The sequence below is a fragment of the Flavihumibacter sp. genome (assembly GCF_036676075.1).
In the GTDB taxonomy this organism is placed as follows: Bacteria; Bacteroidota; Bacteroidia; order Chitinophagales; family Chitinophagaceae; genus Flavihumibacter.
Genome location: NZ_JAKFDQ010000011.1, coordinates 78368 through 90742, shown reverse-complemented (window position 1 = coordinate 90742; position 12375 = coordinate 78368). Strand labels below are relative to the sequence as shown.

The 12375-nt window shown below is 41.7% G+C and carries 9 protein-coding genes; 5 read left to right on the top strand and 4 right to left on the bottom strand.

Going from position 1 to position 12375, the window contains the following annotated elements; all coding sequences use genetic code 11:
* Positions 1-99 precede the first annotated feature (99 nt).
* From era to V6M43_RS14475, 4 genes are all read left to right on the top strand, one after another.
* Positions 100-969, top strand: coding sequence for a GTPase Era (gene era, locus V6M43_RS14490; RefSeq protein WP_332736451.1), 870 nt, complete (start codon positions 100-102; stop codon positions 967-969).
* Between the two features lie 47 nt (positions 970-1016).
* Positions 1017-2330, top strand: coding sequence for a ribosome biogenesis GTPase Der (gene der / locus V6M43_RS14485; RefSeq protein WP_442902320.1), 1314 nt, complete (start codon positions 1017-1019; stop codon positions 2328-2330).
* An 82-nt stretch (positions 2331-2412) separates the two neighbouring features.
* The gene (locus V6M43_RS14480) at positions 2413-2631 is read left to right on the top strand and encodes a hypothetical protein (protein WP_332736449.1); all 219 of its coding nucleotides are present in this window, start codon (positions 2413-2415) and stop codon (positions 2629-2631) included.
* Between the two features lie 275 nt (positions 2632-2906).
* A complete protein-coding gene (locus V6M43_RS14475) occupies positions 2907-4976 on the top strand; it encodes a hypothetical protein (protein ID WP_332736447.1) in 2070 nt (689 codons plus the stop codon).
* On the opposite strand, the gene V6M43_RS14470 is transcribed toward V6M43_RS14475, so the two are convergent.
* The 3 genes from V6M43_RS14470 to mgtE form a co-directional block, all read right to left on the bottom strand.
* Positions 4962-7157 carry a DUF4954 family protein gene (locus V6M43_RS14470; protein ID WP_332736445.1) on the bottom strand — a complete coding sequence of 732 codons (2196 nt, stop codon included), beginning with the start codon at positions 7155-7157 and terminating at the stop codon, positions 4962-4964. The genes V6M43_RS14475 and V6M43_RS14470 overlap by 15 nt on opposite strands.
* Before the next feature lie 24 nt (positions 7158-7181).
* Positions 7182-9017, bottom strand: coding sequence for a glutamine--fructose-6-phosphate transaminase (isomerizing) (gene glmS, locus V6M43_RS14465; RefSeq protein ID WP_332736443.1), 1836 nt, complete (start codon positions 9015-9017; stop codon positions 7182-7184).
* Positions 9018-9135: 118 nt separating this feature from the next.
* The gene (gene mgtE / locus V6M43_RS14460) at positions 9136-10530 is read right to left on the bottom strand and encodes a magnesium transporter (protein ID WP_332736441.1); all 1395 of its coding nucleotides are present in this window, start codon (positions 10528-10530) and stop codon (positions 9136-9138) included.
* Here mgtE and V6M43_RS14455 point away from each other — a divergent pair.
* Entirely contained in the window at positions 10529-10942 is a 414-nt protein-coding gene (locus V6M43_RS14455) for an SET domain-containing protein (RefSeq protein ID WP_332736439.1), read from the top strand. The two genes, mgtE and V6M43_RS14455, sit on opposite strands and share 2 nt — an antisense overlap.
* On the opposite strand, the gene V6M43_RS14450 is transcribed toward V6M43_RS14455, so the two are convergent.
* Complete coding sequence (locus V6M43_RS14450) at positions 10943-12373, bottom strand: DUF4403 family protein (protein WP_332736437.1); 1431 nt, start codon at positions 12371-12373, stop codon at positions 10943-10945.
* Positions 12374-12375 lie beyond the last annotated feature (2 nt).

Below are 12375 nucleotides of genomic sequence, written 5' to 3'. Positions count from 1 at the left end.
GCAACCTTTATTCCCTTGCGGCAATAGTAGCCACGCAGCGAATCTGATTACCTCCTCTGTATTCTTTAGCGTTTATTCTATTGCCCGAAATAGCTAAAGATGAAAGTAGGATTCGTAAATATCTTCGGTAAGCCAAATGCAGGAAAGAGCACATTGCTCAATGCCTTTATGGGCGAAAAACTCGCTATTGTTTCCCCTAAAGTACAGACAACACGTCACCGTATTAAAGGAATACTATCTGAGCCTGGTTACCAGGTTATCTTTTCTGATACCCCAGGTATCATAGAGCCCAAATATAAACTCCATCAGAAAATGATGCATGCTGTGAAGAGTGCATTGGAGGATGCAGATCTGGCTTTGCTGATGGTAGACATATATGACGACTGGGCCGAAAGTGATGCCATATTCTCGGCATTGAGATTAAGGGTGCCGGCATTACTGGTGCTGAACAAGATAGAAGGGTTATCGCCGGCAAGGGTAGAAGAAGCACGTCAATTCTTTTCCGGAAAACCTTATGTAAAAGAAATAGTTACCGTTTCAGCCCTGCATAAAACAGGGGTTGAAGAGTTGCTTCAGAAAATTCTTTCTTTTCTTCCCGAGGGCGAACCTTTTTTTGATGAAGAAAATCTTACAGACCTGCCTACCCGATTTTTTGTTGGCGAGTTAATTCGGGAACAGATTTACCAACTTTATCAGGATGAAATTCCTTACCATACCGCTGTGCTGGTACAGGAATTTAAAGAGAAATCTACCCTTATTAAAATTCAGGCCGATATCATCGTACAACGTGATACCCAGAAAGGGATCATTTTAGGCGAAAAAGGAAAGGGTATTAAGGATCTGGGTACCAGGGCAAGGCAGGAGATTGAAAAATTTCTTGGTCAAAAGGTCTTCCTCGAACTCTTTGTAAAAGTACGTCCTAAGTGGAGGGATAATGAATTATACCTTAGGGAGTACGGATACAATTAGAAGAGAGAATAAAATTCAAATGAGGCATCAAACAAAAAAATATTGATATGGCTGGATATACAGTTGCAATTGTGGGAAGACCAAACGTTGGGAAAAGTACTTTTTTTAATCGTTTGCTGGAACAAAGAAAGGCCATTGTGGATGATGTAAGCGGAGTAACACGCGATCGTCAGTATGGCATTGCGGAATGGAATGGTAAGACATTTAACGTAATTGATACCGGTGGCTTCGTACCCCGTAGCCAGGATGTTTTTGAGCGGGAGATAAAGAAGCAGGTACTTATAGCACTTGATGAAGCTGATGCGCTGATCTTTGTTACAGATGTTGCTACAGGAATCACTGACCTCGACGAATCAATGGCGGATGTTCTAAGAAGAACTACCAAACCTGTATACCTTGCTGTGAATAAAGTTGATAACCCGCAAAGGCAGCTTGAAGCCACAGAGTTTTATAGTATGGGCTTTGAGGATATTTTCTTTATTTCAGCAATAAGCGGTAGTGGATCCGGTGAAATCCTGGATGCGATAACCGAACGGATCCCCGAAGACCGTTATGCGGAAAGCGAAGGAGATGGGGTTCCTAAATTTGCTATTATTGGACAACCTAACGTGGGAAAGAGCAGCCTCCTGAATGCTTTGGTGGGTCAGGAAAGAACCATTGTTAGTGAGATCGCTGGTACTACCCGTGATACTATTCACACGCATTATAATCTATTCCAGAAAGAGTTTATTCTTATAGACACTGCCGGAATACGAAAGAAGCAAAAGGTACATGAAGACCTGGAATTCTATTCTGTTATACGCGCTATCAAAGCCCTTGATGAAGCAGATGTATGCATGCTAGTACTGGATGCTGAAAAAGGAATTTCCGCACAGGACCTTAGTATTTTCAGCCTCGCTGCAAGGAAAGGAAAAGGAATCGTTTTGCTTGTGAACAAATGGGACCTTGTGGCAAAAGAAACGAACACAGCCCGTGATTATGAAAAGCAACTCAAAGAAAGACTCGCTCCCTTTACAGATGTGCCGGTGCTTTTTATTTCAGCTAAAGAGAAAACAAGAATTTTTAAAGCTATTGAAATTGCCCTCGATGTAGTGGAGAACCGTAAACGGAAAGTTCCTACATCACAGTTAAATGATGTTATGCTTAAAGCCGTGGCAGCTTATCATGCTCCTGTGGTAAGAGGTAACCCGGTTAGTATTAAGTACGCTACCCAGCTTCCAACGGTGGTTCCATCGTTTGCTTTTTTCTGTAATTACCCCGATGACATTAAGGCTCCTTATCGTAACTACCTGGAAAACAAGCTTCGGGAAAGTTTCAATTTTACCGGTGTGCCAGTCAGAATATTTTTCAGGAAAAAATAAAAAAAATGGCCTGAAACTTGTAAGTGTGGAGGAAACAGGTAATTTTGCGCCTGTTTTATAAAACACAAAAACGTCAAAGAAAATGAAAAAGGTATTTGCTGTTCTGGCTATCGCCGCTGCTTTCACTGCTTGTAATGATGCTGCTGAAACAACTGAAGTTACTATCACTGATTCTTCTGCAATCAATGCAACTCTCGATTCTGCTGCTGCTACTGTAAATTCAGCTTCTGCTGCAATTGATTCTACTGTTAGTGCTGCAGTTGATACTATCAATGCAAAAGTTGATAGCCTGAAGAAATAATTCTTCCGGAATAGAATTGAATGGGGCCGTTTTTAGTTTTTATAAAACTGGAAACGGCCTCAACTTTTCCCCCCAATAGAGCTAAAAATAGGGACCAGATAGGGACCAGATAGAGACCCGGAGTAAGGTTCTACCTACCCTGCGCACCCTATCAGCATCGTGACGGCACCGTATCGGCACCGTAGACCAAATACCGTTTTTTAACCCTAACTGTTTGTTACTATTGCAAGCTTTACCGTTTCCATCTATTTTGCACCCAAGCAAAATGGTGTGTTATGAGAGGAAGTGTTTGGGTTTTGCTATTACTGCTTTCGGTGGAAGCAGTGGCACAAATCAGGTGGTCAGGTATTGCAGGTAATGGTAACTGGGTTGACCCAATCAATTGGGAATCAGGCCTGGTGCCTTCTGCAACGGATGATGTGGTGCTGGATAATAGTCTCATTCCCGGTTCATATACTATCCAGCTTCCTGACCACGCAATGTCTATCCGCTCCTTACAAATAATTGCTGATGCGGGCAATAGCATCACAGTTGTTTTACCTCCAACCAATATTCTCACAAGCAGTTCAGGAAGTCTGGATCCGCGGGCTTTTACAACTACCGGGAATGGCTATACATTATTAATTGGATCAGGGGGAAGTTTTATAAATGCAAGTAATAGCAGCAGCGGATATTCAATTAGAATAAATGATTCTATCAGAATTGATAATGGTGGGAGATATGTTCACCGAACCAGAACAGGGCATGCAGACATTGTTCAGCAGCTTAGCAGGGGCACCGGAACCGAACTGGGAATTTTCAGATTTGAGAATACGGATGCCGCTTCCACTATATCATTGAGCAACAGAGTCTATGGTACATTACAATTATCAGCAGCAGCAGCACCTAATGATACTACATCATATTCTTCTTCTGGAACAAATCCCTTAAGAATAAGAGGCAACCTGGAAATTGAACCCGGGGTATCTTTTGCGATAAATTTTTCAGATACAATTAGCGTTGCAGGAGATCTGCTCATTGACCATGCCGGCTTTAATATGGCCACCAGTACCCGATCTTGCGTACTGGCGCTTAAAGGAAATTGGCGACAGCAAAATGCTATCATTTTTGAATCAAATCTTTCCGGAAGCACCGGCACTATATTATTGAATGGGGTGTTTCCACAGCAGGTAAAGGCTGTTGGTACAATAAAGGACAGTATTCGACTGGCATTCATGACTAACAATTCAATTTTTATAGATGCTTTACCTGCACTGCCTTTCGAAGTTCACCTTATAAATGGCATAATTCAAATTGATGCTTCCGCGCAACTGATCCTGGAACGTACAGGGTATTTTCGGTCAGACAGCCTGAACATTAGATCATACATTGATGGGTCTATCCTTAAAAGAAGCCTTGAAGCACAGGATTTCCGTTTTCCTACAGGTTCAAATGGCCAGCAAAGATGGATTATTATAAAAGGAGGAAACGGTGATTTTCTGGTTCGGTATTTCCGTGCAGACCCCTACACGATATCATCACTAATGGGAGATGGCCTGGATCATATTTCACAGGTGGAATACTGGGAAGTCAGCGGTGGTTCCGGATCAACGGCCTCGGTAGAACTTTCTTTTGATGAAGTATATAGCGGTGGAGTGTCAGATCTCGAAAGCCTTCGTGTTGCAGGTTCCGATGGAGGTAACTGGTTTAGTTTAGGTAATACTGCTACATCTGGCCTTGCATTTTTATCTGGTTCTGTAACAAGTGAAGTTTTTGATAAAGGGAATGTTCAATTCCTGACCCTTGCCAGCTTTTTACCTGGAATGAACACATTGCCTATTAAAATAAACAGGCAATGGATGGAACAAATTAATTCAAAGTGGATCTGCAGATGGGAGACCGGAATATCCACTGATAATTCATTGTTTGAAGTCGAATTGTCTCATGATGGTAATCTTTTCCAAAGCGTAGGCAATATACCGTCAGATAAGGACCAGAATAATTATAAACTGTATTTGCCGATAGAGTGGGAGAGTGGCTACTGCAGGATAAAATCAGTAGATAATAATGGCCAGTTTAGCTATGGTAAAACCATGCATTTTGGTACAGGTTACGCAAACAACCAGGTGGTTGCTTTATCTTATAATCCTTCGCTCAATTGTTTGCTATTTCATAGCCGGGGTCAACAATCATTAACGCTCGAATTTTTCAATATAAGCGGGCAGCCTGTGTTGAGGGAATGGATAAAGCTTCCTGGGGGTAACCATAACCATCACCTAACGCGGAAACTACCTGCGGGAATTTATATAATTCGGGTAATTAGAAACGGAACTGTCCTTCTTGTAAATCATTTATTTCTTCAATAAATTGTTTACAGTTTTCCTGTATGAATTCAGATGAAGTCTGTCTTCAAGTATGAAACTATTGTCTTCCAGTTTTCCAATTACAGCATCCAATTCCTCTTTATTGTCATATACCATTTGGCGAAAGGGGTTATTATAATCCTTTGCTCTGGTGGCATGAATCTTATCAGAAATTTCTTTGCGGAATAGTATGCTATGCTGTAGTAGTGCTCTTACCTCATTTGGGTCCGAATTCAATTCAACTCCATGCATTTGTTTGTAGAGGGAAATGGCGTGTGCAAGTTTTTTCGCTGGATAATTAACGCCTTCCTGTTTGTAGAAATCATGAAGGCTTTCCCAACTATTAATAGCTCCCTTCCTGATTTGCTGCAGGCATTGGTTTACGATTTCTACAGGAATGAGTTGTCCCCCAATATTTTCCCATTCATTTATTTTCCCGGCTGCAGGAAGTTTTGCAACCATCCTGTTGAAGGTGCTTAATGGCTTTGCTTCAAACGCACCTATAATTTCTCTTGCTGCATAAAAATCAAGGAATGCTTTATACCACTGATAAGCCATTGCTGCCTTCTTTACAATAACCTGCCTATTGCTATTTTCAGCATTAGGAAGAATGATCTCAAGATCATCCAGTTCCTCAGATCTTTCTGTAAGGAGTGCTTTCCCTTTTTTTCGTATGGAAGATTCCGAACCTGTTTTGCCATTTTTGTGGAACCAGGCAAGGCCGGTAATAGTTTCTAATATGCCTAATGCCTTCCAGATATCATTTGCGCTATCAGGTGCCAGAAAATCATATTCAATTTCTTGCGTTTTGTCGGTACGCTGGTCGCGGGCTACATATTTCCAGCTGTTCCGGGCAAGTGCATATAGATTGTATTGAAACCAATAACCCGGAATAACCAATAGCCTGTCGTTTGAAACATCATTGCTTACAAGGGAGAATGGAAGTTCAATATTGAGTTCGGCGGGAAAGTCTCCTTTCGCAATAATTGTAAATGCAGCAAATTTTGAATTGTGCTTAAGACTCACACAGAGGCCTGGCCAGAAACCGCGCCCTGCTATAAGTTCTCCATCAGCAGCCCTGGAATTGTGATTGGATCCGATTGTAGCCCCGGCAGCCATATTGCTTTGTCCCATTATTAACGCAGCACATAAAAATGAGTTATTATGGTGCTGTTCATGCGCCGGAAATATAAGAGAATTCAAAACTTCGCAACAAGATATGGTGGCATTATTTCCCAGGTATGAGTTGATTAGTCTTGCACCATATTTTAACTGGGAATGGCTCGCCATTACAAATCGAACCGCTTTTACTCCGTAGAATATCCTGCACCCTACCCCAATTATGCCATTCACCAATTCACAACCCTCACCAACCTGGGTGCGGGCCTCGGGGGTAGAATTGAGCGTGATATTTTTTATTTTATTTGCTCCCTTTATGTATGCATCCGTCCCAATCATTGTGTCTTTGATGATCCGGCTATTCTTTATCACAGTGCGGTCACCAACCATCCCGTAATATCCTCTGAGTGAATCGTATCGCTTTGATGTAAAAGCAACAAATTGTTTCTGCAGAACTTCATCCTGCCTGTGCCGGCTCCATAGATAGGCATCACCAGGTAGCATTCCATCAAATGGAAGAATACTTCTACCCCCATTTTCATTACAAACTTCCAGCCATATTCTTGTTTTTTCATCCTCCCCATCCTTTAATATACCATTCCCGAATTTTGCATGGCTTGTTGTGGCAAGCTCATTGATGTTAACAAGCATTACCTCATTTCCAATGATGTAATGAGATAGGTAATTCACATTATCCACAACCACGTTATCACCAAAATCACTGCTGGTAATAGTACTATTGTACAAACCAACAGGCATGCGGAGATTTTTAAATTCAAGGCAATAGGGTTCCAGTTTACCAATTCTTACAAGGCCGAAAAATTTACAATTTTTAACGAGCTCCGGGTTGAATGCATCAGAAACAAGTATTTTGTTCCAGTCGTCACTCTGGTTACGGTTCCTTACAAGTACTTCAATTTCGTAGGCATTGAGTTGGCGGTAACTTATTCCGCTGTTATTCTGCCTGTTTCGCAGGTAATATTCATCCTTTCCTGGTGGTTGGAATTGTGGCTCAATAAAGCCATAACCTAGGGTCTGTATGGGGCTTTTTCTGATGATGTTCATAAAAAGATGTTTGATAGATGGACCTTATTCCACGGTTACGCTTTTAGCCAGGTTCCGCGGTTTGTCTACATCAAATCCTTTTGCGACACCAATATAATATGCCAGTAATTGCATAGGAATAACATTGATCATTGGCGCGATTAGCTCATCCGCATAAGGCACAATAATTGTGTCATCGGCCAAAGCATCAGCAGCATCATCTCCTTCACTTACTACGGCAATCACCTTACCCTTGCGTGCCTTGATCTCCTGCATATTACTCAATACTTTTTCATGGAAACTATCCTTTGTGGCTACAAAAACAACCGGCAGGTTTTCATCAACAAGGGCAATTGGGCCATGCTTCATTTCTGCGGCAGGATATCCTTCCGCATGGATGTAAGAGATCTCTTTGAGCTTTAAAGCACCCTCCAGGGCGATCGGGAAGTTATAACCCCTGCCTAAATACAATGCATCTTTAGCATCCTGGTATTTAAGTGCGATCTCCCGGATCTTTTCATGCTGCAATAATGCTGCGGAAACCTTTTCGGGAACATCATTTAGCTCATTCAGCAAATGAATAAATCGTTTCTCACTAAGTGTTCCTTTCATCAAGCCGATCTTCAGCGCCATCATGGTTAACACCGCAAGTTGCCCTGTGAAGGCCTTAGTACTTGCTACCCCAATTTCCGGGCCGGCATGCGTATATGCGCCACCATGAGATGTGCGGGCAATTGAGGATCCCACCACATTCACTACACCAAGAATGATAGCTCCATTCGACTTAGCGCTTTCAATTGCAACCAGGGTGTCTGCTGTTTCACCACTTTGAGAAATCGCTATGATTACATCACCTTTGTTTACAATTGGATTCCGGTATCGAAACTCTGAAGCATATTCTACTTCAACTGGTATGCGGGTCACCTCTTCAAATATATATTCAGCTACCAATCCGGCATGCCAGCTTGTTCCACAGGCAATGATAATTATCCGGTTTGCATTCACCAACTGGTCTGCATATTGTTGGATACCACTCATGGTTATGGTTCCATTATGGGCATCCAGGCGTCCTCGCAAACAATCAAATATGGTACTTGGTTGCTCAAATATCTCCTTCAACATGAAATGGTCATAGCCTCCTTTCTCAATGGCTGCCAGTTCAAGATCGAGTTTGGTGATAAATGGAGTTATCTTTTCATTACCCAGATTCTTGAGTATGAGTTCGTCTTTTTTGATGATGGCAACTTCATAATCGTTTACATACACAACTTCTTTGGTGTATTCAATTATGGGTGATGCATCAGATGCAAGGAAATGTTCTCCTTTGCCGATTCCAATGACGAGAGGTGATCCTTTGCGCGCCGCTATCAAAGTATCCGGATTATCAGCATCAAGTAACACTATCACATAGGCACCAACTACTCTTTTCAGGGCAATTCGAACAGCCTCTTCAAGGCTGCCCTCATTATTCAGATGGATATCTTCTATGAATTTGAGCAATACTTCCGTATCAGTATCACTGACGAATTCATATCCTTTACTTACGAGTTCTTTTTTGATCTGGGCATAGTTCTCAATGATCCCATTATGGATCATAGATAATTTACCATTACCCGACAAATGCGGATGCGCATTTCTGTCGCAAGGTTCACCATGCGTGGCCCAGCGGGTATGGCCAATACCAATATTAGAGTGAAGATCTTTTCCAACCAGGGTTTCTTCCAGATCAGCTACTTTGCCCTGTTTCTTGTATACTTTAAGACCACCATTTAATAATGCTACTCCCGCACTGTCATAACCACGGTATTCCAGTCTTTTCAAGCCTTTCAAAATAACCGGATAAGCCTCGCGATGTCCGATATATGCAACAATTCCACACATAAATTCAATATTTCTTTAGTAATTGAAGGGTACTTAAATAATTGGCAAACTTAGGCAAAATAATTTAAGCAATCGATTGCGTAAGCCTTTAAGAGGGCTCTGGTGATATACTCCAGACTTATAGCATAAGCCCCCGGAGAAAGAAGTATGCCACGGAGAAATAAATTATCAATCCCGTTACATCTACCAATGTTGCCACGAATGGCGCTGAGGATACAGCAGGGTCCGCCCCCGCTCGCTTAAGAAATATTGGTAGCATCGACCCACTTAATGTTCCCCAGAGGATTACACCCATCAGCGAAACACCAACAGCAGCACCAAGCATTAAATAATGCGGACCATAAACATCAGGGAAAAATTGCGACCATAACACTACCCTGAAAAATCCAATGATTCCCAATACTGATCCTAATAGTATACCAGAAATTATTTCCCGTCTTAAAACTCTCCACCAGTCACTAATAGTAATTTCTCCCACAGCCATTGCCTGAATAATAAGTGTAGAAGCCTGTGAACCGCTATTACCACCACTTGATATTATTAGTGGTACAAAAAGCGCCAACACCACTGCCTTTGCAATTTCATCTTCAAAATAGCCCATTGCCGTTGCTGTAAGCATCTCCCCAATAAACAGCACCACCATCCATACAACTCTTTTCTTGAAGAGTTTTAATATCGGCATTTCAAGATAAGGCTCATCCAATGCTTCCGTACCACCAATACGTTGTATGTCTTCACTGAATTCTTCATTTGCTACCCATAATACATCATCAATGGTCACAATACCCAACAAAATATTCTGATCATCCACAACCGGTAAGGCCACCCTGTTATTCATCCTGAATATCTGATTGGCAACTTCCTGGTCGTCATTAACATTCAACGCAATGAAGCGATAGTCTATCACTTCACTAACAACTTTTTCAGGATTTGTCAGAATTACTTCCCTGATCCGCATGTCATCCACAAACTCTCCCTTATCATTTACAACATAGATAACATCAATTGTTTCGGAATCACGACCTACATCACGGATATGCTCCAGCACATCAGCCATTGTCCAGTCACTGTTCACTGCTATGTAATCAGGAGTCATCAGCCTTCCCACACTTCCTTCAGGATATCCAAGCAAGGATAGTGTTATCCTGCGCTCTTCCGGATCAAGGGTTTTGATCAGCTCTTTTACTACTTCGCTTGGTAACTCTTCCAGAAAGGCGGTTCTGTCATCGGCCGGGAGTTCATTTAAAAGCTCTGCAGACTTTAAAGGGGGTAGTTCCTGGATTACATCCTTCTGAACCGAAAAATCAAGGATCTTAAATACACTGGCAGCACGATGCGTACTCATGTTGCCAATGATCTGACTGGCAAACTCATCATATTCATCAACCAGTTCAGCAACATCACTGATATTCTGGTTGTTCAGGAATTCCCGGATGCGCAATTTGTCCTCAAGATGTATGAGGCTTTCAAATTGCTCATAGAGCGATGGTGGAGTTTCCAATTCTTCGGTCATGCATCAAATTTACAGTTTAAATTGCATCATGATTTTGCCTTCCTTATTTGTTGCTCCTACTTCTTCGATGGGCCGGGGTGTGTTTTCCTCCGAAAACATTGCAGCTGGTACCGTGGTGGAACAAAGTCCGGTTATCGTAATGTCAGCTGCAGACAGGGCCTTGCTCGACCAGACCATATTGCACGATTATATTTTTGAATGGGGGCCCGATCTTAATCAGTGCTGTATGGCATTGGGATATATTCCGCTTTATAACCACTCCTTCAACAGTAATTGTGAATATGAAATGGATTATGAATACAATCTTATCAAAGTCACAACTGTTCGTGACATTGTTGCTGGCCAGGAATTGTTTATAAATTATAACGGTAATTGGAATGATCCAACCCCGCTTTGGTTTCCCGTTTCATGATCAACGCCCGGGTAAATTGCTGATCAAAAGATTTACATTTCCGGTGACAATGGCCTGTACCTGAACATTGTCGCGGTTTATAATAAGGCCATTTAGCTTAAGTTCACTTGTGTTTCCTTTCAGTCTTATACCCGTGGTGATATCTCTGTTGAATTGATCGTCTATTTTCTGTTTGTTTTTTAGGTATAGCTCCCTCACATTGATTTTTGCCTGCTTCCTTAAATTTTCAAGGATCTGACGGTTGAAAAAGGTCTTACCAATAACAAGTACAATACTCGAAGAATTAAGGTCATATTCCAGATCGGGTACGGATAATTGCTGGGTATTCACATCTAGATCTGGTGTGCCCTTTAGAAAGAGTGTTCCTCTTTTTGTTCCGGTGAACGTTATTTTAAATTCCACCATATAACCTTCCAGACCCTTTACCTGAACTTTCTCAATCCGAATTTTTTCTCCCTTAACATCAAATGATCTGTCTTTTAATGTTCGCGTCAATAAACTGTCAATAGTTTTATAATCATAGATGGCATTAGAACTGAGTGCAAAACCATCACCTGTTGTATTGTTGGTTAATGGTGGCAGATGTTTGGTAACACTATGATTTATACTGTCTGAGCTAATTTCAGGAAAACAAGATATGCCTGCAGTGAATCTTAAAGTGTCTGCAGAAAAATTTATTGGACCCATCCTTACGGAACTGGCATTTAGTTTCATAAAACCATATGTTCCAAGCGGAATTTTCTTGCCGGCTTTTTCTCCAATAGGTGCCAGATAGTTGCTGAAATTCATCTCCTTTACAACCTTGTCAATATTGGTGCCAAACAGATTTACAGAAGCGGCAATACTATCCATGACCTCCGTTGTAACATCATTATTGAATATGGTGACAAGACATTTATCAATAGGTACAACCTTCTCTGTTCGGGTGGTGCTCTGAAGACGGTAATCTGGCGTGAACCGGAGATCAGATATGAGATTAATATTGACTTTGCGCATGGGCTCATTACCAAATCCACAACTACCATTTATCCATGGTGAAACTGATTGGCCCATCACACAAACCGTTTTACTTCCCGCGATCTGGTAATTGCCATTCATGGCAACCGATATCCTGTTGTTGATACAGCTAAATTGAAAGGTTGAGCGTACAAACCTGTATTTATACCTGAAATCGCAACTACTCAGCATGTATTCCGGCCAGCCATCTGATCTGATCTCTTTAGGGGCAATACTTTCTGCCTGTTTAAGGAATGGAGTGATCACTACCTTAACCGGAATGTTCAATACAGATTCCATCAGGGGAGGCAATGATCTGGATGTGGGGATGGGGTTAGGGTTAACAGTAGATTTTTTCGTACTGGTACAGCCCGGCACCAGGGAGAAAACAAAACCTGAAATTAAGTAACACCCGATAGCCTTTAAGTAATTCATAG